18 protein-coding genes are annotated in these 24387 nt (G+C 41.2%); 15 read left to right on the top strand and 3 right to left on the bottom strand.

What is annotated here, in order from left to right; translation table 11 throughout:
• Position 1: 1 nt before the first annotated feature.
• The 4 genes from EHQ64_RS01855 to carB all read left to right on the top strand — a co-directional run bounded on the left by EHQ64_RS01855 (position 2) and on the right by carB (position 6782).
• Entirely contained in the window at positions 2-568 is a 567-nt protein-coding gene (locus EHQ64_RS01855) for a hypothetical protein (RefSeq protein WP_135647809.1), read from the top strand.
• Positions 565-1149, top strand: a complete 585-nt coding sequence (locus EHQ64_RS01850; RefSeq protein ID WP_135647808.1) for an RsmD family RNA methyltransferase — start codon at positions 565-567, stop codon at positions 1147-1149. The genes EHQ64_RS01855 and EHQ64_RS01850 overlap by 4 nt, the downstream gene beginning before the upstream one ends.
• Entirely contained in the window at positions 1130-3403 is a 2274-nt protein-coding gene (locus EHQ64_RS01845) for a sulfatase (RefSeq protein ID WP_135647807.1), read from the top strand. Before EHQ64_RS01850 ends, EHQ64_RS01845 begins: the two co-directional genes overlap by 20 nt.
• Positions 3404-3473: 70 nt before the next feature.
• Positions 3474-6782, top strand: a complete 3309-nt coding sequence (gene carB / locus EHQ64_RS01840; protein WP_135647806.1) for a carbamoyl-phosphate synthase large subunit — start codon at positions 3474-3476, stop codon at positions 6780-6782.
• Positions 6783-6799: 17 nt separating this feature from the next.
• Here carB and EHQ64_RS01835 read toward each other — a convergent pair whose 3' ends face one another.
• Positions 6800-7198, bottom strand: coding sequence for a hypothetical protein (locus EHQ64_RS01835; protein WP_135647805.1), 399 nt, complete (start codon positions 7196-7198; stop codon positions 6800-6802).
• Positions 7199-7642: 444 nt separating this feature from the next.
• Entirely contained in the window at positions 7643-8311 is a 669-nt protein-coding gene (locus tag EHQ64_RS01830) for a protein-S-isoprenylcysteine O-methyltransferase (RefSeq protein WP_135647804.1), read from the bottom strand.
• 107 nt (positions 8312-8418) lie between these two features.
• Between EHQ64_RS01830 and EHQ64_RS01825 the strand changes: the two genes are divergently transcribed.
• From EHQ64_RS01825 to EHQ64_RS01790, 8 genes are all read left to right on the top strand, one after another.
• Positions 8419-8616: a hypothetical protein gene (locus EHQ64_RS01825; RefSeq protein ID WP_135647803.1), complete on the top strand. Its 198-nt coding sequence runs from the start codon at positions 8419-8421 to the stop codon at positions 8614-8616.
• 337 nt (positions 8617-8953) lie between these two features.
• Complete coding sequence (locus EHQ64_RS01820) at positions 8954-10507, top strand: catalase (RefSeq protein WP_135647802.1); 1554 nt, start codon at positions 8954-8956, stop codon at positions 10505-10507.
• Between the two features lie 57 nt (positions 10508-10564).
• Positions 10565-11137, top strand: a complete 573-nt coding sequence (locus EHQ64_RS01815) for an ankyrin repeat domain-containing protein (protein ID WP_135647801.1) — start codon at positions 10565-10567, stop codon at positions 11135-11137.
• Positions 11138-11270: 133 nt separating this feature from the next.
• Complete coding sequence (locus tag EHQ64_RS01810) at positions 11271-12749, top strand: flagellar hook-length control protein FliK (protein WP_135647800.1); 1479 nt, start codon at positions 11271-11273, stop codon at positions 12747-12749.
• Positions 12750-12759: 10 nt separating this feature from the next.
• Entirely contained in the window at positions 12760-13458 is a 699-nt protein-coding gene (locus EHQ64_RS01805; RefSeq protein ID WP_135647799.1) for a flagellar hook capping FlgD N-terminal domain-containing protein, read from the top strand.
• A gap of 30 nt (positions 13459-13488) precedes the next feature.
• Complete coding sequence (gene flgE / locus EHQ64_RS01800; RefSeq protein ID WP_135647798.1) at positions 13489-14883, top strand: flagellar hook protein FlgE; 1395 nt, start codon at positions 13489-13491, stop codon at positions 14881-14883.
• Between the two features lie 244 nt (positions 14884-15127).
• Entirely contained in the window at positions 15128-17482 is a 2355-nt protein-coding gene (locus EHQ64_RS01795) for a patatin-like phospholipase family protein (RefSeq protein ID WP_135647797.1), read from the top strand.
• Between the two features lie 217 nt (positions 17483-17699).
• On the top strand, positions 17700-19682 hold the full coding sequence (locus tag EHQ64_RS01790; protein WP_135647796.1) for an HD family phosphohydrolase: 1983 nt from the start codon (positions 17700-17702) through the stop codon (positions 19680-19682).
• On the opposite strand, the gene murD is transcribed toward EHQ64_RS01790, so the two are convergent.
• The gene (murD, locus tag EHQ64_RS01785) at positions 19683-21032 is read right to left on the bottom strand and encodes a UDP-N-acetylmuramoyl-L-alanine--D-glutamate ligase (protein ID WP_135647795.1); all 1350 of its coding nucleotides are present in this window, start codon (positions 21030-21032) and stop codon (positions 19683-19685) included.
• Positions 21033-21106: 74 nt separating this feature from the next.
• On the opposite strand from murD, the gene EHQ64_RS01780 reads away from it, so the two are divergent.
• From EHQ64_RS01780 to EHQ64_RS01770, 3 genes are all read left to right on the top strand, one after another.
• Entirely contained in the window at positions 21107-21445 is a 339-nt protein-coding gene (locus EHQ64_RS01780; protein WP_135647794.1) for an STAS domain-containing protein, read from the top strand.
• A gap of 3 nt (positions 21446-21448) precedes the next feature.
• On the top strand, positions 21449-22198 hold the full coding sequence (locus tag EHQ64_RS01775) for a beta/alpha barrel domain-containing protein (RefSeq protein ID WP_135647793.1): 750 nt from the start codon (positions 21449-21451) through the stop codon (positions 22196-22198).
• Between the two features lie 1090 nt (positions 22199-23288).
• The gene (locus EHQ64_RS01770; protein ID WP_135647792.1) at positions 23289-24359 is read left to right on the top strand and encodes a TMEM43 family protein; all 1071 of its coding nucleotides are present in this window, start codon (positions 23289-23291) and stop codon (positions 24357-24359) included.
• Positions 24360-24387 lie beyond the last annotated feature (28 nt).

Genomic DNA, 24387 nt, shown 5'->3' with positions numbered 1-24387 from the left:
TTTGCGGCCCTATACTTTTATAAAAAGTTTTTCTAGGGCCGTTATCCTCATTTTTATTTTCCATATTTTTCCTTTCGATCGGATCTCGGCCGTAGATTTCGATCAAGTATATGAATATTATAAAAAAGGAAATTACGATATTTTAGTCAGGGTCTCCAGGCCGGCTCTCAGATCCGGAGAATTTGACTACAAGATCCTTCTATTATATGTGGCTTCTGAAGCGAGTTTGGAAGAGATTGATAAGACCTTGCTCAGTATTTACGGTAGATCGAAGGAACAACCCGCGATCTTTTATAATTCTGTTTTTTTATTTTTAGAACGGGCCCTAGTTTTGGAAGCTTATGAATCAGGCGCAAGATGGGGAAAAATTTTCATGAGTAAGGGCGAATCTTCGGTCCGTTATTCCGAAGGGGTTTACACTTACGCTTGTATATTGTATTCTTCTCAGGAATACGAAGCTGCAAATTCCGTCCTGGATAAGATTAAGTCTGTTCCGAGTGATTCCAAATTGGGGAAAAGGATCCGGATTTTGGAAATGAATTTGGATAAGAAAAAAGAGGAAAAATGAAACCTGGAAAAAAAACAAAAGGTCTTCGTATCCAAACGGGAGAATTAAAAGGTAGATTGATCCCTTCTCCAGTGAGCCCGGAAGGTAAGAGTAACTTCACTCCCGCGATCATTAAAAAATCCTTATTCGATATTATCGAGTCATTACAATTACAAGGTCGTTTACAGCTGGAAGATTCCGCATTTATAGATCTTTTTGCAGGTTCCGGTCAAATGGGAATAGAATCCCTAAGTAGGGGTTTCGCAAGAGCGGTTTTTCTGGAACTCGCCTGGGACAGATTCGAAAGCCTGAAAGGTGTTCTGGATAAATTAGGAAAACCTCATTTAGTTCTGAGAAAGGATGCTTTTCGTTTTTATTCCGGATTCGATATTACCGAAAAAACAAAAGTGTATTTTATGGATCCTCCTTATTCTTTTTGGGAAAAGAAAACTGCAAAATTGAAAAACGTTGTGGAAGAGATCATACAAAACGAGCCTGGAGTTGCTGCGATCATAGTCCAGTCTCCTACTCCTTTGGATTGGGAAGGTTTTACTCCTCGTTCCTTCGGTAGGAACTGTTTAAATGTACGAGTTCTGGTCTAATTTTAAAAAATACATTCGGTCCGGAGTTTCATCCGGAAATCCGTGGATCCATTCCGGGATTTTTGTATTCTTTCTTACTCTACTCTGTTTGATCACGAATACTTCTTTGCATGTTATGGGAGTGGATATCAGTGAGTTTATCTCATTGTTTTATGGTCTCATTCCTCTTTTACTAAAAGATTTGAGCGGAGTGATCTTTTCTTCCTTTTCCTTCTTTATCGGGATCGCTATCATTTTTTTAGGTCCGGGATTTTCCGAATGGAAGAAAGGGAAACAGATTAAAATACTTAATATTTATTTAATATTATTTTCGGTGTTGTTTTTGCTCTTTTGCGGATCGGTTGCCTATTACCCGCAGGTGTATGGAGAGTTTTTCTATTACAGACATTCTTGGGCATTAGGATTATTGTATTTGATCACGGATCATTTTTCTCCGTTTGTTTTTACGTCGATCCTATTTGTTTTTCTATCCATTCAAGTTTTTCGGACCGGTTTTTCATATTGGAAATCAAATTCTTACGAGTCTTTGATAAGATATTCAGTTTTTATTATTCTATTTTACTTATTTCATCTTTACGGGTCAGCATGGGGAATTTTAAGTGTTTCCGTTTTTTATTCCCTGGATCTCTCCATTTCTCGTTCCAAAAAAGATTTGGCATGGATTATTTTTCTGATCTTAGGATTTGGATTTTCTTTTTTTGTAACAGATGTATTTTCTCATTCTTCTTCCGGTGAAAGCAGAGCTGAAAATTTTGAAATTTCTTCCAAGACAAATGTGCTGATCCTATCTGCGGATAGCGTAAGGCAGGACCAGTTAGGTTTTGTAAGAGGAGAAAAAAACAAAACTCCGAATATAGATGGTTTGGCAGAAGAGTCTGTCGTATTTTGGGACCATCACACTACGATTCCTAGAACATTTCCTTCCTGGGCGGATTTTCTCACGGGAAGATATTCTTTTGAACATGGGATCCAAGATATGTTCCCGGATAAGGCGGATCGCTCCAAACTCGGAGTCTCCATTCCGACTGTTCCAAGTGTTTTAGGAAAATATTATAGAACTTCCGTGGTGTCCTCGTTTGCAGGGGATATTTTTCCAAGAGCGAATTGGGGATTCCAAAATGTGTATGCTCCGAACTTTAATGCGGAAACGTTGACCCAACAAAGGACCATAGAGTCTCAGGTGTTTTTTCTTCCAGTCTTGACCGGAGCTTTTTTCGGAGGAGGAGAATATCTTTCTTCTATCCGCTCTTTGCCGAGTTTAGGAGATGATTCCCGCATACTTCCGGATCTATTTTCCTTATTTGAAAAAAAGGATAAACCATTCTTCATTCTATTCTTCTCTTCAGTGACTCATTTTCCTTATAGCCCTCCTTATCCTTTTTATAAAAATACTGACCCAAATTATTACGGACCTTCTAAATATTTCCGTTTTGTGGATCCTAGTAATTCGGATAAACCGGATAAGAGAGAAGAAGAACAGATACGATCCGTTTATTCTGCTTCTCTTACCGCATTTGATTCCGGGGTCGGAAAAATTCTGGAAGAATTGAAAAAATCGGGCCAGTATGACGAGACACTTATCGTTTTGACTTCCGACCATGGGGAGTCCTTATTCGAAGAGGACCATAGTCATGGGCATGGAGAACATTTAAGAGGGGAAGCAGTCACCAAGATCCCTTTGCTCATCAAATATCCAAGGTCTTTTGAAAGAAAACAGATCCGGAATTTTTATGGTGTCACGAGCTCTTTGGATCTTTTTCCTACGATTCTTTCCGCTTTGGAAATTTCTCCCAAACCCTCCTTTTCTTTGAAAGGGAAGGATCTAACTAGGCTTCCTAAAACGGAACTGTGGAATGAGGATAGATCCGTATATTCAGAGACTGGGATTTGGTTCTCAGATCGGGGAGATCATTTTTTCCAAAAGGATCGGATCCGATATCCGAATATTTTAGAATTACATACCATCGACTCGAACGATGACAATAGCGTGACCGTTTCTGATCCGTATGCAAAGGAAACCGTTCTTTTTTCTAAACATAGAATGCTCCAAACCAGGACCAAAAAACTGATCTACGTTCCTAGTCCCAAAGGAGTCGAGTATTTCTGCTACGACAGGGTCAAAGACCCTTGGAACGTAAAACCTCTACCAATTTCATCCTGCGGGGACCTGAAACAGAAGTTGGAACTCCTACTACTTGGATCCGGGAAATGGAAGAAGGCAGGAGATTATTTTCTGCCAAAATCGGAAGACTAAATGTTGGCTTTTTACTTTCTGATCCGGAAAGACTTGAAGTACAGGCCAGAATAAAAATCCTGGAAATAATATGCCCAAAAGGGAAGATCTCCGCTCCGTTCTTATCTTAGGATCCGGGCCGATCGTTATCGGCCAAGCCTGCGAATTCGACTATTCCGGAACTCAGGCCGCTAAGGCCCTCCGAGAAAAAGGGATCCGGGTAATCCTTCTAAATTCCAACCCTGCAACGATCATGACTGATCCTGATCTCGCAGATGCCACTTACGTGGAACCTCTAACAGTTGCAGTTGTCCAAAAGATCTTAGAAAAAGAAAAACCAAACGCAATCCTTCCCACTGTGGGAGGTCAAACCGCATTAAACCTTGCGCTTGCATGCCATAATGCAGGAATATTAGAAAAATATAATGTAGAGCTTATTGGAGCTAAGATCGAAGCCATTAAAAAGGCGGAAGACAGAGAACTTTTCAAAAGAGCAATGGAGAAGATCGGGGTAAAAGTCCCTCGTTCCGGCCTCGTAACAAATCTGAAAGAAGCCGCAGAGATCAAGGCCGAGATCGGTCTTCCTTTGATCGTAAGACCTGCATTCACTCTGGGCGGGACCGGAGGTGGGATCGCTTATGACGAGGAAACTTTCGACGAAGTAGTCGGCAAAGGCCTTAAGGCTTCTCCTATCAGCCAAGTATTATTAGAACAATCCGTTTTGGGTTGGAAAGAATTCGAGTTAGAGGTAATGAGAGATCTCGCGGATAACGTGGTGATCATTTGTTCCATCGAAAATATAGATCCGATGGGAGTTCATACCGGGGATTCTATAACTGTTGCTCCTCAACAAACTCTTTCCGATAAAGAATACCAAAATCTTAGGGATATGTCCATCAAGATCATCCGAGAGATCGGAGTGGAAACAGGTGGATCCAATATCCAGTTCGCAGTGAACCCGGCAGACGGAGATGTGATCGTTATCGAGATGAACCCTCGTGTTTCTAGATCTTCTGCACTTGCATCTAAAGCAACTGGGTTCCCGATCGCAAAGATCGCAGCATTATTATCCATCGGATATTCTCTGGATGAGATCAAAAACGATATTACTCGTGTAACTCCGGCTTCTTTCGAACCTTCTATCGATTATGTTGTTACTAAGATCCCTAGATTCGCATTCGAAAAATTCCCTGGTACCGATGATACATTAGGAGTACAGATGAAAGCCGTGGGAGAAGCCATGGCGATCGGAAGGACTTTTAAAGAAAGTTTCCAAAAGGCAATGCGTTCCTTGGAGATCGATCGTTTCGGATTCGGTTCAGACGGGAACTTCGCAGAACTTGTAGAATTTCATTCTTTATCCGCACCACAAAGGAAAGAGAGGATCGATTCCTTCTTAAGAAGACCGAACGATAAACGTATCTTCTATGTGAAAAAAGCATTAGAAGAAGGTTATAGTGTAGAAGAGATCCACGACCTTTGTAAAATTGATCCTTGGTTTTTATATCAATTCGAAGATCTTCAAAATCTGGAGAAAGAATTCTCGGAAAAAGGGAATACAATCTTAGGGAAGCTGAAAAGAGCAGGGTTCTCTAATAGACAATTAGCATATCTTGCTAAAAAATCCGACGTGGATAAGATACTCTCTTCTTCCCAAACCCCTGATAAGAAAAAGGCGGAGATAGGAGCAATCCTCAAAAAAGAGGAGAAAACTCTCGAATCTGCATTAGAATCTTCTAAAATAGATCCGATCTATAAAAGGATCGATACCTGCGCAGGCGAATTCGAGGCTTACACCCCGTATTTCTATTCTTCTTATGATGAAGAGGATGAGACAAACGTAACTTCCAAAAAATCAGTGATCATCCTGGGCGGCGGTCCGAATCGTATCGGCCAAGGGATCGAGTTCGATTATTGTTGCTGTCATGCTTCTTTCGCGCTCCAGGATTTGGATGTTGAATCTATTATGGTCAATTCCAATCCGGAAACCGTATCCACGGATTATGATACTTCGGACAGATTATACTTCGAACCTTTGACTCTGGAAGACGTGATCCAGATCTATAAGAAGGAAAAACCTGCTGGAGTGATCATCCAGTTCGGGGGCCAAACTCCTTTAAAACTGGCAAAAGATCTGGAGAGTAGAGGAGTTCCAATTCTCGGAACGAGTCCCGACTCAATAGACAGAGCGGAAGATAGAAAACGTTTCGCTGAAGTATTAGAAAAACTGAAATTAATTTCTCCTAAGAATGGGATCGCTACTTCTACGGAAGAAGCTCGTAAGATCGCAAATTCCATCACTTATCCGGTACTCGTTCGCCCGAGTTATGTTTTGGGTGGAAGAGCAATGCTTATCATCACCGAAGAAAAAGACCTTGATAAGTATATGGAGAAGGCGGAAGAAATCTCCGAGGACAGACCTCTTCTTATAGATTCATTCTTAGAAGACGCAGTAGAAGTGGATGTGGATGCACTTTGCGACGGTAAAGACGTATTCATCGCAGGGATCATGGAGCATATCGAAGAAGCAGGGATCCACTCAGGAGACTCTGCATGTGTTCTTCCTCCTCAATCCTTATCTAAGAACGTGTTGGAAGAGATCAGAAGAGCGACAAGAGCTCTAGCCCTGGAATTACAAGTCAAAGGGCTCATTAATATCCAATACGCTGTCAAAGACGAAGTAGTCTATGTGATCGAAGTAAATCCAAGAGCTTCCAGGACCGTTCCTTTCGTTTCTAAAGCGCTTGGACATCCGATTGTAAAATACGCAACTCGTATCATGATGGGAGAGACCTTGGGTCAACTTCCTCTTCCCAAAGAGATGGCGTTCCCAACTGTAAACGTAAAAGAAGCAGTATTACCTTTTAATAAATTTCCAGGTGTAGATACAATTCTAGGACCTGAGATGAGATCCACAGGTGAGGTGATGGGAATCGCCGACACTGCAGGAGAGGCTTTCTTAAAATCCCAGTACATGGCCGGAGAGGAACTTCCATCTCAAGGAACCGTGTTCGTATCCGTAAACGATAAGGATAAGAAAGATCTACTGAAGTATATCAAGGACCTTTCCGATCTGGGATTCATTTTGATCGCTACAGAAGGGACCCATAAGTTCTTATCCGAAAACGGAATACTTTCTTCTAAGATCAATAAGGTATATGACAATCAATTCCCTACTGCTTTAGATTATATTAGAGAGAACAAGATCCATCTTATACTGAATACTCCTCTTAGTAGAGTTACAAGAGACGATAGTTTTGCGATCCGCCAGGCAGCGATCCGTTATAAGATCCCTTGTTTGACTACTGCGAGTGCTGCCAAAGCGCTTATCAAAGGAATGATGGAGATGACCGACAAAGGATTTACGATCCGTTCTCTCCAAGAGATCCATTCTAAGTAAAAATTTTACTTAGATAATTACTGCAAACTTCCTCCAAGGCTCGAACAATCTGCGGATGCAGAGCTAAGATCCCATGGAGTGGTCCCTGTGTTTAGATAAATCTTTTTTATATCCGGTCCTTTCACGTAACAGGTCGCAACTCTTGTATTCGGGCATGAATTGATCGTATTAGAGTCCGGAAAATATAAAGGGCATAATTTATTTACCGAACCTTCAACAGAACCGTCTACTTGCAGTTCATTACAGATAGAAGAGTCCGGAGTATCGCAATAGGCGTATTCATAAGAAAAACTAAATAAAGATTGGTTCGTGCAACAACCAGGCGAGTCGTTCGGAAAAGGTGCCGATAAATAAATTCCGACGATCGATAGAAATCCTAAAGTGAAAGGTACACCTGGAAGAAGTTTTGTTTTCATAAATTAGAATAAACTCCTTTTAATTGATTCTGGCAATGATCCGTAGCGGAGGAGCCATTCCAGGAACTATCATAATAATATTTGGATCTAAAGATTCCGGTTTGTTGCAATAGAGAACATTTCGATTGTTTTCCAGTTAAATCGCATTGAATATTCGATTTATAAATTCCTCCCCGGTAATTACAAATATTTGCATGGACCGATTCGAATGTAGCATCTTTGAAATCTATACAATCGTTTTGTAATGTGCAAGATCCGGAGAATGGAGGCGTAGGAGGGAAGAGTAGAAAAAATACGGCTTGGGCATAAGCTCCGGGGAGAGTTCGACACGGATCTCCTTCACAACTGCATTGGTCGAGAGAAAACACGAGCGTTAAGAGTATTATAAATTTAGAAAATTTTTTATAAAATAAAATCATGGAGACTTAAAGACCTTATCCTGCATCAACCGAATTTCGGCCAAATTTTTCCGGTCCGATTTCTATATTCTTCGTATTCGGAGCCGAATTCGGTTTTCATCATCTCTTCTTCTTTTGGAACTCGCAAAAAATACATGAACGCGAATGCAAGTATAACGCTAACGCCGCCGATCCAATTTTGAATCAAAAGGGATTGAGAAATTACCCCCAACCAAATAGAAGAATACATTGGATGACGGATTTTAGAATAGATTCCGTTCGTTACAAGAGTATGTCCGTTTCGAATTTCTAAACCGGGAGACCAGTTTTTTCCAAGATCATAATGAGATCTCCAGAAAAGATAAAGATACAAAATCTGCAGAACGATTCCTAAATAAGTCGCCCATTCCGGCAGATTATAATTCGCGAAGTAAAAACAATTCGTGGCGAGATGCAACAAAGGCAAAACGCTCATGCTCAAAAACATCCCGATCAGTAATAATTTTTCAGAACCGTCATGTCTGCTTGTGGAGTTCGTATTCTCTTGGTTTCTTTTTGCATGAGGTGCACGGATAAAAAATGTAATTAAGAAACCGGTCAACCAAATCCAATTCGACCATGGTAAAGAGAACAATCTCCAAAGAGTTCCTATAAAAAGTAGAATGGTTAGAAATAAGAAGATGATTCCTGTTTTGTCTTGGTGAAGATTTTTCATGGCGATTCCTTCTGAAAGGGGTGAAATTTATTCGATTATATGATATTGAGACTTAAAATCATTTGACAATCAATATCCGAAACCAAATATATAAAAAGAGGAATTGTATGGAAGAATACTGCCGCCCGATTCGGATTTCGGAAAGAGAATATTTTATCGTGGATCTATGCGCCAATTGCGGGCATGTTCATTTGCATTTTGAAAACGGCTCTCTCAAAATGGATCTTCATAAATTAGAGGATCTATATAAGACAGTCCAAGACGCTCACTCTTGGATCCTGGAAGAATACGCCGGATATAATTGAGAGTAGGAACTCCTACATACTGGATTCGCTCCAGGCAGTGATAATCTATAAATGAATAAACGTTCCAAAATCACCCGGAATCTAAGTTCTACTTGCGTTGCCATTTTCCCTGTCTCCTTTCTGCCTAGTTCGCTCTACTAGGCGGAGTTTTTCCCTTTTTATTCTAGATAAAAACTTTCGTAAGTTGGGATGTAGTTCCTTCCATTCTAAAAAAAATATAAATAATCTGTCTATTTGTCATCTTTGTTTTAGAATCATTCTAAAATTTTCATATTTCTAAATTTTTTGAATTGCTCTAGATTTAGAACTATTCTAAAATAAAAGTAGAGGTATAAATATGAAAGTAGAGATCATCAGCGGACTTCTATTTCTCGGGCTTATTTTCTCCCATTCCATTCAGGGAGAAACTTTGACTAGAGAAAATGGAGCTCCTGTAGGGGATAATCAAAACTCGCAAACTGCAGGAGAGACTGGGCCAGTGTTACTCCAGGATTCTCATTTGATCGAAAAACTAGCTCGTTTCGATCGGGAAAGAATTCCGGAGAGAGTTGTGCATGCACGAGGAACTGGTGCTTACGGAACATTCACAAGTTATGGGGATCAGAATGAACTTACCAAGGCGGTCTTATTTTCTAAGAAAGGAAAACAAACCAAGGTATTCGTTCGCTTCTCATCCGTAGTTCATCCAAGCGGTTCTCCTGAAACCTTAAGAGATCCGAGAGGATTTGCTACTAAGTTTTATACTGAGCAAGGGAACTGGGATCTAGTTGGGAATAATCTTCCGGTATTCTTCATCAGAGACTCGATGAAATTCCCGGACATGGTGCATTCTCTAAAACCTTCTCCGGTTACTAACTTGCAGGATCCGAATCGATTCTTCGATTTTTTCTCACATGTTCCTGAAAGCACGAATATGCTAACTTACTTATATTCCGATTTGGGAACCCCTGCGACGTATAGAGAAATGGACGGGAACGGAGTTCATGCATTCAAATTCGTGAATTCTTCCGGAAAAGTTTCTTATGTGAAGTTCCATTGGAAAAGTTTGCAAGGGATCAAGACCTTAAACTTGGAAGAATCTGCGAAGATCCAATCACAAGAATTCAATCATATGACAAAAGATTTATATGATTCCATCAAAAAAGGAAGTTATCCTTCCTGGGAATTGGAAGCTCAGATCTTGGATCCAGAAAAATTGAACGATTTCGAGTTCAACCCTTTGGATCCGACTAAGGAATGGATCCGTATTCCGAATTTGAAAGTTATTACATTAGGAAAAATGACGCTAAACCAAGTACCGGAGAATTTTTTCGAACATACGGAACAATCCGGTTTCGCTCCTTCTAATCTGGTTCCAGGTATAGAACCATCCGAGGACAGACTTCTGCAAGGAAGACTATTCTCTTATGCGGATACCCAAAGATACAGATTGGGAGTCAACGGGATACAACTACCTGTGAATCGTCCGATCAGTACGGTTTCTTCCCATGGCCAAGACGGCGCCTTAAAATATTCGGAAGGAAAAGGAAATATCAACTACCAACCGAATTCCTACCAGGGAGGACAATCCAGGTCCGGAGGGATATACTCGGAAGAACCAAGTTATAAGTTTTCGAACTTTAAACTCAGCGGCGCTACTCAACAGGCGATGATCAGAAAAACATTAAACTTCAAACAAGCGGGAGAATTGTATAGAAGTTATAGTGAGAAGGAAAGATCCGCTTTGATCAGGAACTTCTCCGGAGATTTGAAAGCTGTTCAGAATCCTAAGATCAAAACTAAGATCCTGGCTCATACATACTCAGCTGATCCCGAATACGGAGAAAGGTTGGCTAAAGAAGTAGGGATCGATCTAAAAGAAGTGAGAAAAGTCGCAAGCGAATTGGAATAAATTTCACCGAAAAAACGAGAACAATGCGGCCCGGATAGGGCCGCAGGGAAGGGGATTATGAAATTATTTTATTTTTTTCTAATATATTTTGTATGCGGGATCTTTTATTTTTTATTGGCCCAGGAAGAAGGATATAAGGCGATCCAAGACGAAAATGGTAAGTTTTACGATTCCGCCAAAGTCGGGGATGTCATTTCTCTCGGAAAATTTTTGGACTCTGGGATCAATATAGAATCTAAGGACTCCAAGGGATATACCGCTTTGATTTATGCAGCATATTACGGCCAAGAAGATGCGGTGGAGTTCCTACTTTCTAAAGGCGCAGATCCTTGTTCCAAGGATAATCGAGGAAATACTGCGCTTATGGGTGCCGTTTTTAAAGGTCATCTTGGGATCGTAAAAAGACTGTTCCAGGCAAAATGTGTGGTGGATCAAAAGAATGTTTCAGGGCAGACGGCTCTTATGTATGCGGCCCTTTTTGGAAGAGTGGAAATTTTCAAAACTCTTATCGGTTACGGAGCAGACCCGAATTTAAGCGATGATTTGGGAAATACTGTGCTTTCTTTAGCGGAAGGGCAGGGCCATACCGAAATTTTGGATCTTCTTATGGCAGGAACTCCAGCCCATTGATCTAAAATTCATGCCGGATCCTCGGAGAGGCCAGTTCTAATGTGACATAGTCAAATAAAGGAAGAAGATAATCTTATAAATCGATCAAGGAATTTCCGGATCTTTCGATCCTTAATACTGCAAGGGGCGAACTATGCAGATCAGAACGGAAGGACCTACAAGAGAAGAAGGATATTCTATTTCGGCAGAACCGAAACTTTCCGTTCTTTCGGAAAAAACATCTGCGCCCTCTGTGAGCTTTATGGACCTGATGAAGTCCATCCAACTTCGATCCCAAAAAGTTTTAGAAGAAGGGCAAAGAGGATCCGAGGTTCGAGAAGAAAAACCGAGCGAAGTAGAAGAACCTAAAGAACCCGAATTATTTTCCAAATCAGAAGAGAGTGAAACAGAAGAGATCGGATCAGACGAAGAAGAGTCCGAGAAACTGGTTCGTCTATCCGAGAAAAAGATCCAAAAAGCGGATCTCTCAGAAATGGAATCGGAAGAGGATTTGGATTCTGAATTGGAACTGGAAACGGAAGAATTGGATTCTCCGTTTATTACTCAGATGAGTGCATTTTTAGCCGGTCTCGAGGCAAAAAAAGAAAAAGAAGTCATACACGCAGCAAATCAAGAAGAGTCTGTCTCTCTTAAAAAAGTCCAGAAACATACGAAGGAAGAAACTCCTAAAGCGGAACAAAAAGAAGAGAACGTATCTTCTTCTAAACCTTTGAAGGATGAAGAAAAACGTACTGTAAAAGACATTAAAAAATCCCAGGAAAAAGAAAGTCTGGACGAAGGTTTGAAAAATTTGGAAGAAGCGCGCAAATTCTCCAAACCGGCAAACGAAGAAAAAGTCCTTACAGTATTAAAAGAAGCTCATAAAGAAAATCTAATACCAGATTCAGAGAATTGGAAGATCACAAGAGAGAAAAAACAAGAAACTCTCTCTATGGTTACTAAAAGCCAAACTGCAAAGGTCGCTCAAGCGGAAGAGGCGAGTTCTAAGGATTCTTCCGGAAAAGGATCTCAAAACCAAGATTTCTCCCAAAGAAACGGAAATGAAACCACGTTTACCTTATTAAAAGCAGGTCTTGGTGTCGTAGAAAAGAACCAAGAAGTTTCCGGGCAAAATACAAAATCATCTAAAACGAATTCGACTGCTACGATGGATCGTTCTCAAATGAAAGAGAATTTTCAGAGACTTGTTCAATCTGCAAGATTGAATATAGTAGAGAACGGAAGATCGGAAGCTACACTCAGATTAAATCCGAGAGAGTTAGGAAGAGTATCCTTGCAGATCAGCGTGGAAGATAATAAAGTCCAAGGAAAGATCTTAGTAGAATCCGATCAGGTCCTCAAATTATTCACGGGTGATCTGGAACAATTACGCAAAGATTTTAAAGAACAAGGTTTGGATTTACAATCCTTGATCATAGAACTAGAAGATTCATTTCAGATGAGTTATGACGGACAGGACTCTTCTCGTTTTAAAGAAGAGGGAGATCTAGGATTCGAAACTTCAAATTTTTCGAATTCTTCCGATTTGGAAGAAGTTTCTGAAATGGACTCTATAGAAAATCCGGAATTCGCCGAAAAGAATACTGATAAACGCTTAAACATATTAGTTTAAGGAGACACTAATGCCAGACGTAAACGCAGTTTCTAACGAAGCTACCCGTAGCCGCTATCTCGAAGGAGACAGAAGTTACGATTTAAGGAAGCATTTCGACAAATTGGAGAAAGAAGAAAAAGGTGGACTCCAAGGGATCGAAGTACGCTCCACTGCGAAAGCATTAGGAAAAGATGATTTTCTGAAATTATTGATCACTCAACTTTCTTCTCAAGATCCTACAAATCCTGTAAAAGACCAGGACTTCATCGCTCAGATGGCGCAGTTCTCTTCCTTGGAACAGATGAACAATATCTCCCAAGGGATCGGAAAAATGAGTAACCGTCAAAGTTTCTCTCTTGTGGGTAAAATTGTATCCGGTCCTGATTTCGTGACCGGAGAGAACGTAGTAGGAACTGCAGGTGCATTGTTCTTTGATGGAGACGGAAAAACATTCGTAAGAGTGAACGGAAGAACTGTGGAAGTGGATGCGATCACTTTGATCACTGATCCGGCTCTTCTGAACCAACAAGAAGGACAGCCTGCACAAGCCCCTAAAGCCGCGGCTCCTATGGGAACTCCTACAAACCAAGTAGGACAACAACCAGCATTACAAAATCAGAATGTTTTGGGTTCTCAATCGAGTGCTCAAGATACAGGTTTCGAAGAAACCAATTCCGGAGCTCCAGGTTGGAGTTTTCCGGGAAAACCAAGCGACAGTAATTATTAATAAGATAGAAAATTTCGAGGTATAAGCGCCATGATGAGATCCCTTTATTCAGGAGTTTCCGGTCTAAAAAACCACCAAGTGCGGATGGATGTGATCGGTAACAATATTTCCAACGTTAACACTCACGGTTTTAAAACGGAACGTGTTACTTTTCAAGATATGATTTCCCAGGAATTAAGAGGCGCTTCTGAGCCTAAGGAAAACATAGGAGGGGTCAACCCTCAACAAGTCGGTCTGGGATCACTCATCGCAGCGATCGATAAGATCATGACCCAAGGTGCTTTACAAACTACCGGAAAGAACACAGACGTTGCGATTTCCGGAGAAGGTTTTTTCATCGTAAAAGACGGTGACAAACAATTCTACACCAGAGCAGGCGCGTTCAACCTGGATAAGAATGGTTATTATGTAAACCCTGCAAACGGATTAAAAGTGCAAGGTTGGAATTCCCGCTTAGACGAAAAGGGAAATAAATACATCAATTCTTCCGCTTCTATCGAAGACATTATCATTCCGGTATATTCTAAAGAGCCTGCGAAAGCGACTTCTAAAGTGGATTTCAGATCCAACTTGAATTCTTCCGTGCAAGCCGTTCCACCCGATGCAACTCAGGAAGAGATCACTGCTATGATCAATGATCCGGATCCGAAAGCAAGAAGAGGACATGTCACTACGATCAAAGTTTTTGATGATCAAGGTGCAGAAAGAGAATTCAAAATGGAATTCTATAAAGTTCGCGAAAACACCTGGAAAGCAAGAGTGTCTTTGACTGATTCTACTCAACTTTCCGTGGATGTGGCTGCTACCGGCGGACAAAACACTCAAATGCCTGGACTTACTGAGCTTGAGTTCGGATTCACTCCTGATGGAAAGATCGTATATGTTTCCGACGGAACAGACGTGATGAACACAGGGAAATTGAACGCGAAAGTTTCTTTCAAACTTCCTGGAAATCCTCAGACCCAAAGTTTTGATCTTTCTTTAGGCGAAACTGGAATGGTAGACGGGATCACTCAGTTCTCTTCCGACTTCACTACTAAGGCAGTGAAACAAGACGGATACACTATGGGATATCTGGAATCATTCTCTATCGATAATTCGGGAACGGTAACCGGAGTTTATTCCAACGGTATTAAACAACCTCTCGCAAGAATTGCAACTGCAGTCTTCAATAACCCTGCAGGTTTGGACAAGGCTGGAGATACGATGTTCGCATTCTCCAATAACTCCGGAGATCCTATGATCGGCGAGGCAGGAGTTGCGGGTAGAGGTAAGATCAACGCAGGTCTATTAGAAATGTCGAATGTGGATCTTTCCGATCAGTTTACGGATATGATCGTTACCCAAAGAGGTTTCCAAGCAAACTCAAGAACGATCACAACCACAGACCAAATGTTACAGGAAGTCCTGGGTCTAAAACGTTAATAGTTACTTAGATCTCCTATTCATTTTGTTTGCGCCCGTTGGATTTTCCACGGGCGTTTTTCTTTTATGTTTCACGCGGAGCTCACAGAGTTTTTTCTCCGTGCTCTCTGTGAGCTCAGTGCGAAATTATCTTGCGGTCTTTCAAACATTCTTAACGTTTTATGATAAAAATGGAAGTATTTCCGTATGCAGGCCTTATACTTTTCTCTAGTTTGTTTTTTAATTCATACCCGAGTCCAAAATAGTGAAAAAGAAAAAGAGAAGTAGTTCTGAAAAGATCGGATCCAAAGAAAGAGACGGATGGTTCGGATTCGTATTTTTATCCAACCGGGAAATGTTCCGAGATTGGAGCCAAGAAGAAACGGAATCGTTTACAAAACTTTTTGAATATAAATCGGTTTCTTCCGGGGCAGTCATTGTTCCGCCTGAAAAAAATTCGGATTGGTTTTACTTCCTTTTAGAAGGTAAATGTGAAGAGTTCACGGAAGCTTCCTCCGGTGAGGAACTTTTAATTCGAAGTTTGCAACCAGGAACACATTTCGGAGAAGCTGGTTTCTTTCGTTGGTCCGAAGGAAAGCTAGGAGTAAAAGCAGAAACAGACGCCAAGGTCTTACGAATTCATTCCAAAGATTGGAAACATTGGGAATCGGATCACCTCAAAACAGCGGAGATCCTGAGGGAAAAATTAGAGACTAAACGTTTCTTCAGAACCGCTTCTTATCAGCCGAATCATAAGGAAATTCTAGGGTTCATTTCCAATTTAGAATTATTGTTTCATGTAGACCGCAAGAAGATCGGCGATCTGACCCCTTATTTAAAATGGTTACATGTTCCGGGTGGAGAAAGATTGATGCTCCAAGGAGAACCTGGAAATTCACTTTTCGTAATATTATCCGGTCGTTTTAGATACTCAGTTTCGGATGATCATGGGAATATTACAGGAGAAGGTGAGTTCGGAAAAGGGGATATTATCGGAGAGATGTCCTTATTGACCGGTGAGCCTCGTTCAGCTTCCGTATATGCTGTCCGTTCCTCTCAAGTGATCCAAATTTCTAGAAACGGTTTTAGAAAATTTATCTCTGAATCTCCGGAAGCACTTTTTCATGTGACTGAAACGATTGCTCGTAGGCTTGGAGAAAGAAATAAAGAAGCCTATAGGATCGGAAGAAAAGTCCATACGATCGCCCTCGTTCCTGTTACGGAGGGATTTCCTGTCCGAGAATTTGCAAACGATCTTTCCAAATCTTTGAAGGCTTTCGGCTCCACTCTCGCGGTAAACGAGGATAAACTTTCTAAATTTCTAAAAGAGAAAAAAATACATAAGAAAAATGGAATTCGTTACGGGATCCCCGATCTTCTTTCCTGGTTTGCAGGTTTAGAAAAAGAATATGATAATGTAGTTTTCGAAGTGGAACCGGGAGGAGATTCACTTTGGATAGAGACTAGTTTAAGGCAGGCGGACCGGATCCTTCTTTTGGCGGAGACAGGGCGTCCTATTTTAGAAGATTCTTATTCATGGAATTTGATCCAGGGCGGAAGTCTTGCGGAAACCGCAAAAGAATCCGTGATCTATTTGGAAGATTCTTATTCTCGTTGGGATCAATTGGAGAATACTCTTCATGAACTTCCTGGCCAAAAATTTATACTTAGAAAGAATCGGCCGGGAGAATTCGATCGGATCGCAAGAAGATTAGAAAGTAAATCAGTCGGTATCGCTCTTTCCGGAGGAGGAGCAAAAGGTTTCGCTCATTTAGGATTATTACGATCCTTAACCGAAGCAGGTATTCCGATTGATCTCGTAGGAGGAACAAGCTCCGGTTCCATTATGGCGGGACTATTTGCGATGGGTTACGATTTCGAAGAAAGTTTAAGACTCATTAAAGAGGTTTGGATAGAAGCGAAACTTACCAGAGATTATACATTACCTTTCGTATCTATCTTAAATGGAGCTAGATATTCCAGAGCGATCAAAGAGTTTTTCGGAACTAGAAAAATAGAAACATTATGGGTCCCATTCCTTGCAGTAGCTTGCGATCTTACAAATTCTAAACCGAAAGTATTCGAACAAGGAGAAGTTTGGAAAGCGATCCGTGCTAGTACTTCTATTCCTGGGATCTTTCCTCCTTTTTTTAATGAAGGAGCATTGTATGTAGATGGAGGACTTTGGGATAATCTTCCCGGTTCTTTGGTAAGAAAAAAAGGCGCGGACGTTCTCATCTCCGTGGATCTAGGAGCAGGTTCTCAACCGAATAAGGATCAGACATATGGAGAACTAGTAGAGTCTAGATTTCCGGGAGAAGGCCCTTCTCCTTTATTACTTTTAGGAAATCAATTCATGAAAAAGGAGTATCGATATTCATTCCCTCATATAGGGGAGTTGTTTATGAGGTCCATGCTATTATCCAGTCGCAATAATCTTCTAAAAACAAAAGATACTTCGGATATATTTGTGGAACTTCCTGTTCGGGATTTTTCTACTTTTGATTGGGATGAATACAAACGTTTATATGAGATTGGATACGAACATTCCCAGAAACATGTGAAGGACTGGGTAAAGGTAGTTAAAGAAAAAGTATATTCGGAAAAGAAGAAAAATTAGGCGGACGGGGCTATTGCATAATTCGTAAATTAAGATAAATCCATATGATAAAATTCGAGTTTAGGATCGTCTTATGGAGGAAAATAGGATCCGAACCTAGTTCGGCAATATTTTAAGTGAAACCAAACGGTCGTTTTTCGGTCAAAGCCTAGGTTTTAGACCCGAAAAAACTCCTTTTCATGATTTGGAAAGGAGCTTAGTATGGATGATAATCAGAATGGAATCCAAGTTTAAGCAATATATCGTAACGGATTCCGTGGCTCTGGCGGGAAGGCTTTCGATCCTTCACAGTAAGATCCAATACGAACTCATAGACCTTCGGAGCTTTTTTGAGTCTTCCGAGATCATCGATACTCCTCAATTCGTAAATGTTCTTTTATATTTAACCTCTTCCAGTTTGGAATCGGAACATAGTAAGATCAGGGATCAGCTTAGAAATAATCCTCTCATATTAGCAAGGTTCATTCTGAATGCGGATCTTGGTTACGAAGGATATAAGAATACTGAAATAGAAGATGATCTGATCTTTGGGATCTTGCCTGAGATCACTTCGGACCTGCATCTATCTAAAACATTCGCAAATGCATTTTTGCATTTGCATATGATCACGGATCAATTCGATCTTCTTCATAAGATCAATACTGCAAAGTATGAGATCAACCGATTGACCCGTATAGGTATCAGTCTTGCAAATGAAAAAGACTTCGATAAACTATTAAGGGAGATCCTTTATAGCGCGAGAGAGATTTGTAATGCAGACTCAGGCTCCTTATATCTGGTGGAACAAGACGATATCGGTTTTGTTAGGAATTTAAGATTCAAAATTTCCGCGCTGAGTATAGATACGGAAGAATTCATTCTTCCGATCAATAAATCCAGTATCGCAGGTTACGTCGCAGAGACGGGAAAAGTACTGAATATACAGGATGTTTACGATCTTCCAGAAGATGCTGAATTCTCTTTTAATCGTAACTTCGATATATTATCGAATTATCATACAAAATCTATGCTCGTAGTCCCAATGAAAGGTCATAGGGGAGACGTAGTAGGGGTTTTACAGCTCATCAATCGTAAACGTAACTTCAGCCAAAAGCTTACGGTCGAACAAATGAAAGGAGAGGAGATCCAACCTTTCGACGATTATTCCGCGCAACTTGTTTTGGGAGTGGCCGGACAAGCAGCCGTCGCAATCCAAAATAATTATTTATTAAGAGAGATCGAAACATTATTCGAAGGATTTGTGACTGCCTCCGTAAACGCGATCGAAGCAAGGGACCCTACCACAAGCGGTCACTCTTTCCGAGTAGCTGTTCTGACAGTGGGACTTGCGGAAACTCTGGACAGAACCGATTTTGGAAAGTATAAGGATACTAAATTCTCCAAAGAGCAGATCAAAGAGATCCGATACGCTTCCTTACTTCATGACTTCGGAAAAGTAGGGGTACGAGAAAAGGTTTTGGTTAAGGCCAAAAAATTAGAAGATCTGGAGATCGGGCTTATCGATTGGAGATTCAGATATCTAAGAAAGGATTTCGAGTCTAAATTAAACTTAAGAAAAGTTGAATATTTAAAAAAACACGGACATACAGGATATTTAGACTTTGAAAAGTCGATCGATTTCGAATTTCAAGAAGAATGCAAACGTTTACATTCTATGTTCCAGATCATCGCTCAGAGTAACGAACCTTCCATTTTGGAAGAGGCGAATTCCCAATTCTTGGAAGAGATCGCAAAAATGCAGTATATAACCACGGAAGGGGAAAACGTGGATCTGATCTCCGCTTACGAGTTTGGCTTTCTAACCATAAGAAAAGGGTCTCTGGATTTTGAAGAAAGAAAAGAGATCGAATCCCATGTGGAGCATACATTCCAATTCCTAAGTAAAATTCCGTGGACAAGCGATCTAAAAATGGTGCCGACAATCGCTCATGCCCATCATGAAAAATTAAACGGAACAGGATATCCTAGAGGATTATCCGGAGAAGATATCCCTGTCCAATCCAGGATCATGACGATTGCGGATATATTCGACGCTCTTACGGATCAAGATCGACCTTATAAAAAAGCAGTACCTGTAGATAGGGCCTTGGACATTTTAGAAATGGAAGCCAAGGAAAATCATTTGGACGGAGACTTGCTGAAAGTATTCGTAGAGTCCAAGGTCTGGGAAAAATTAAATCACCAGGGACATCTGAAATAATTAAGGTTCTTCCTTAGACCAGTCGGAGACTAGTCTTAAAAAATGTTCTCCCCTTTCCTCGAAGTTCTTATATAGATCGAAGCTCGCGCATGCAGGAGAAAAAATCACGGAGGAAACTCTTGCTCTTCCGGATCGAACTGCGGTTTTGATCTCCGCAAATCCTTCTTCCAAATTATTCGCCGTGATTAAATGAGATCCTAATATAGGAGAGATTATCGATTCCCAGGTAGCTCTTGCTTCTCCGATCAATAATACCCAACCAATCCCTGAATTTAGGAAATCCCTTAGAGGCTCTAAAGGTTCTGCCTTAGGTCTTCCTCCTAAGATCAGGAAGGTTCCCTTCTTATCTTTCCAGGTGTTTAAACCTGCAAGCATACTATGTAGGTTTGTGGATTTAGAATCGTTGATGAATGAAATTCCTGCCGCCTTACCCGCATTTTGGAAGCGATGAGGAAGTCCTTTAAAAGTCCCAAGCAAGGTTTGGATATTCTCCGGTTTTGCGCCGATCGCTTCCGCAGCCAAAATGGAAGCGGCAAGATTATCCAAATTATGGCCTCCCGGAAGAGGAAAGTTTTTTGCGTCGTAAACTGATTTTGCAGTTTTGATCGTTCTATCTTCTTCCGAAATAAATGCGTCGTTCCCGACTTCTCTTCCGAAGACTAAAATTTTGCAGGACCATCCAAGTTTTTGGATCCTTTCCCGATACAATTTGGAACTGGTTACAAGAGTATGCTGAGAATTGGAACTGTCTACTATCCTGGTCTTCGCAGCAAAATAATTATCCAAATTCTTATGCCTTTCCAAATGGTCCGAGGCAAGATTTAATATTACAGATACATTAAGTTCTAATGGACCGGAGTCTTCCAACTGATAACTAGAAAGCTCTAGTACCGCTAATGGGATTGGCTTAAGACAAAAATCACTGAAGGCCAATCCGATATTTCCGCCAGCTGTCGCGCCTGGAAAATCGGAAGAAACCAAATGAGTGGAGAGAGAAGTTGTAGTGGATTTTCCGTCGGTTCCGGTGACTCCGATCAATTTTCCGGAATAGAACGCCCTTGCTAATTCTACTTCGGAAACTACTGGAATTGCAAGAGAAGAAGCTTGGGACAAAACGGAATGAGAAGGAGAAATTCCAGGACTTTTTACGATTAGAGCAATAGGAAGGAGATCTGCTAGAATTACGTCTTCGCCTACGAAAGGAACGTCGGAATCGGGAACTGGTTGTGAATTACAAAGAACAGCATTCGCTTGTCTTTCTTTTAAAAGTCGGAGAGCAGCCGTGCCGGAAACTCCCCCGCCGAGAACTACTACTCTTTGGCCTAATAAGGAGGTCGGAAAATTCTTCATCTTGGGGAACTTGGTTGACAGGCTATTTTTCGCACCGAGAATTGTCTCTAATTTATCGCTAAGGGTAGGTTCCTTTGCTGGATCACAAGGTACAGGACGCAGTTCTCATAGTTTACCTCAAGGGACGTTTGGACGTCTCGATCGCTAACGAGGTGGAAGAAAATTTGAACGATCTAATCGATAACCAAGGACATACTAAGGTTATTTTAAACATGCAGGATGTAGATTATATGTCTTCGTCCGGATTTAGAGCGTGCATTTCCACTCTCAGAAAATTGAACGCCAAAGAAGGCGGACTAAAGATCTGCGGGATCAAACCTGCAGTAAAAAGAATTTTCGATGTGATCGAACTTACCTCTCTCTTTGATATCCGAGAAACGGAAGAAGAGGCACTTCGAAGTTTCCGCGCCTGATCGATGGCATTACATCGGGTTCTTCAAGAAATCGTAGAGGAAAAAAAAAGGGAAATCGAAATCATTCCCGAATACAAACCCGCTCCTTACCAAGGAGTGGGTTTATGGCAATCTCTCCGCTCTCGCAAATTTTCCATTATTTCCGAATGTAAAAAAATGAGCCCTTCTTCCGGGATCATCCGGGAGAGTTACGATCCTTTAGTGATCGCAAAAACTTATTCAGAATGCGGCGCCTCGGCGATCTCCGTGCTCACGGATAAAAAATACTTCGGAGGATCTCTCGAAGATCTAAAAAATGTATCTTCTCAGGTGAATCTACCTATATTAAGAAAAGATTTTATACTCGAAACAAAACAAGTTGCTGAGGCGAGAGAATTCGGTGCCGCAGCGATCCTGCTCATCGTTCGTATTCTTACTCCCGAAAAACTCACCGAGCTGATCAAAGAAGCTAAAAAATATAATATGGATGTTCTGACAGAGATCCATACGGAAGAGGAAGCTTTGATCGCGAGTAAGGCGGGTGCGAATATTGTCGGGATCAATACAAGAGATCTGGATGATTTTACCATTCACCAGGATCTGGTTCCGAAGGTAGCAGGCAAACTTTCTCCGAATATAGTCAAAGTTGGAGAATCCGGGGTAAAGAGTAAGGCGGATCTGGACGATTTTCGTCCCCATGTGGATGCTGCTCTTATTGGGACCTACTTCATGAAAAAGACGGATATCCGCCAAGCCTGGCTGGAATTGTTTTAATAAAAGTTAATATGTTTGGGCGGCCCTCCCGTCAAGCGGGAGTCGCGCTGCTACGTGCTCCGCTATCGCTTCGGTCACTTTGTGACTTCCACTTCGCATCGCTGCCGCGTAAATCCAACCTAAGACAGGTCCCACGCTGAGACGCTAAGTCACAGAGAACCTATATATCCAAATTTTCTTTTCTCCGCGCCTTCGCGACTCTGCGTGAAAACTACTCAGAGTCTCTCGCAATCTCTGTTTCTCAATTTGAAACCAAATAGAATTTCGCACAGAGGCCACCGAGTTCACAGAGATAAGAATTTTAGCACGCTAAGACGCGAAGATTCATTCTTTAAAAGTAAGGATCCTTCTTTCCTTAGCGGCTTTGCGTGAGCTTTGAGCAGAATTTTTTGTATGTTGGAGCTCCTACTGAAGATGAAGATTGCCCCCGCCCCTTCGCAGTGACCCATAGGGAATGAGAAGACGACTGCATAGCAAGTCGGTGACCGCAAGGTCAAACGAGTCGGTTCCTTGAATTTACACACTAACCTTGAGCGAATGTATTTTTGTAAAATCGGTCCCCGTCCGATCTTGCGCCGCATAGGAAGCAAGATTCCCGAAGGGTACAGAGCAGAAGCCATAGTCTGCGCAAAATTTTTTGTATGTTGGAGCTCCTACTGAAGATGGAAATTGCCCCCGCCCGAGTTAGGGTGGAGGGGAGTGGCTTGTGGGAGAGCAAATTCTCTATATCAGAGAATCGGTTCCGTGACAAGGATGAATTTTGTATTCAGTTTTGTAGGAACTGCCATAATTCACAGGAACTTTACACCCAAGAAATTACTTGCATATCTTGGTTTTTGAATTTGTCGGGGCGGAGACATTGGATCTCAGGGAATTTATATATCATATTTCTTTTCTCCGCGCCTTTGCGACTCTGCGTGAAAATCACTTCGCGGTTTCTATTCCTTAGCGGCTTAGTCTGAATTTTCCAAAACGTTCGTTTGAGGAAAGAATCAACGATAATTTCTATTGGAAAAAAGATATTGCCTGCATGATTATGTGGAATGTAAAATGCCCTTTCGTCTTTTTTAAGGCCAGTCGGAGGTTTTACATGGCGTTTGAAGATTCAGGGGAAAGCACAAGCATATTCGGTTCGATCGGAGATTCGATCAAAGGAATGCTTACCGGAGTGGTATTATTCCCACTTTCCTTATTTTTTATATATCAAGTAGAGACTTGTGAGCAAGCGAGTGCGGCTTTAAAGGGAGCGCTACCTGCGGCTCAAGCAAAAGCCGGAGTTGCTTCCTATGTAACCGGGAAATTAAGCGCTGATCCTCTCGGAGGAGAATTCGTAAAATCTGGAAAATATATCTCTTACTCACAATCTTCGGAAGTATATGCTTGGGAAGAAACTAGTAAAGAGGATTCGAATACAAAGAAGAAAACGTATGATTGTAAGTTGGATTGGACCTCTTCTCCCAAAAGTCCAAGAAATTTCAAAGATCCAGCATGTAAGAACAAAACGTTTTACCAGGCTACAGTAGATGATCGCAAATTGGTTGCATCCGATGCAAAACTGAAAAGTGAGGAAGGGAAAACTTTCAGTGTAAACTTAAGTCAAGTAGACATCACTTCCGCAGTTCCATCCCATACTCCCGAGGCGGGAGATCTAACTAAGGGAATTGCAGAGGGGGATTATATCTATCTATCCGAAAAATGTGCAAAGGAAGAACTGGAAGGATGCGAACGGGTCAGTGTATCTGTAACTCCTATCCCTGATGAGAATATGACCTTTGTCGGATCAGTAAGTGGGAGTTCCATCGTTCAATTCACAAGCAAAGAAGGGAATAAATTCTTAAATGCTTCAGTAGGGGATTTTCAATCTACTATGAAGGATATAGAGAGTGACGATAATGTTGCAAAATGGCTTATGAGAGCAGGTTGCTTCATCGCGATGTGGGTAAGTTTTAATCTTCTCGCAGGACCATTACTTTCTCTATTAAGTTTTGTTCCACTTGTAGGGGATTTGGGAAAAACGGCACTTTCACTCGTTTTCGGGATCGTTGCTTTTTTGATTACCGGGGTTACCATTCTACTCGTAAAATTCTGGTATATCTGGCTGATCCTGGGACTTGCCGCGATCAGTTACGCGATCTACAAGAAGAAAGCAGCAACTGCTTAAGAATAAAATTAGATCAAATTAATGAAAA

Origin of the sequence: Leptospira sarikeiensis (genome assembly GCF_004769615.1) — a bacterium.
GTDB classification, from domain to species: domain Bacteria; phylum Spirochaetota; class Leptospiria; order Leptospirales; family Leptospiraceae; genus Leptospira_B; species Leptospira_B sarikeiensis.
The sequence above is the reverse complement of the archived record's forward strand: the minus strand, read 5'-3'. Positions and strand labels throughout refer to the sequence as shown.

Coding starts and splice junctions, on each gene's coding strand:
- EHQ64_RS01850 (WP_135647808.1), top strand. CDS start 565: ATGAAACCTGGAAAAAAAACAAAAGGTCTTCGTATCCAAACGGGAGAA.
- EHQ64_RS01845 (WP_135647807.1), top strand. CDS start 1,130: ATGTACGAGTTCTGGTCTAATTTTAAAAAATACATTCGGTCCGGAGTT.
- carB (WP_135647806.1), top strand. CDS start 3,474: ATGCCCAAAAGGGAAGATCTCCGCTCCGTTCTTATCTTAGGATCCGGG.
- EHQ64_RS01835 (WP_135647805.1), bottom strand. CDS start 7,198: ATGAAAACAAAACTTCTTCCAGGTGTACCTTTCACTTTAGGATTTCTA.
- EHQ64_RS01830 (WP_135647804.1), bottom strand. CDS start 8,311: ATGAAAAATCTTCACCAAGACAAAACAGGAATCATCTTCTTATTTCTA.
- EHQ64_RS01825 (WP_135647803.1), top strand. CDS start 8,419: ATGGAAGAATACTGCCGCCCGATTCGGATTTCGGAAAGAGAATATTTT.
- EHQ64_RS01820 (WP_135647802.1), top strand. CDS start 8,954: ATGAAAGTAGAGATCATCAGCGGACTTCTATTTCTCGGGCTTATTTTC.
- EHQ64_RS01815 (WP_135647801.1), top strand. CDS start 10,565: ATGAAATTATTTTATTTTTTTCTAATATATTTTGTATGCGGGATCTTT.
- EHQ64_RS01810 (WP_135647800.1), top strand. CDS start 11,271: ATGCAGATCAGAACGGAAGGACCTACAAGAGAAGAAGGATATTCTATT.
- EHQ64_RS01805 (WP_135647799.1), top strand. CDS start 12,760: ATGCCAGACGTAAACGCAGTTTCTAACGAAGCTACCCGTAGCCGCTAT.
- flgE (WP_135647798.1), top strand. CDS start 13,489: ATGATGAGATCCCTTTATTCAGGAGTTTCCGGTCTAAAAAACCACCAA.
- EHQ64_RS01790 (WP_135647796.1), top strand. CDS start 17,700: ATGGAATCCAAGTTTAAGCAATATATCGTAACGGATTCCGTGGCTCTG.
- murD (WP_135647795.1), bottom strand. CDS start 21,032: ATGAAGAATTTTCCGACCTCCTTATTAGGCCAAAGAGTAGTAGTTCTC.
- EHQ64_RS01775 (WP_135647793.1), top strand. CDS start 21,449: ATGGCATTACATCGGGTTCTTCAAGAAATCGTAGAGGAAAAAAAAAGG.
- EHQ64_RS01770 (WP_135647792.1), top strand. CDS start 23,289: ATGGCGTTTGAAGATTCAGGGGAAAGCACAAGCATATTCGGTTCGATC.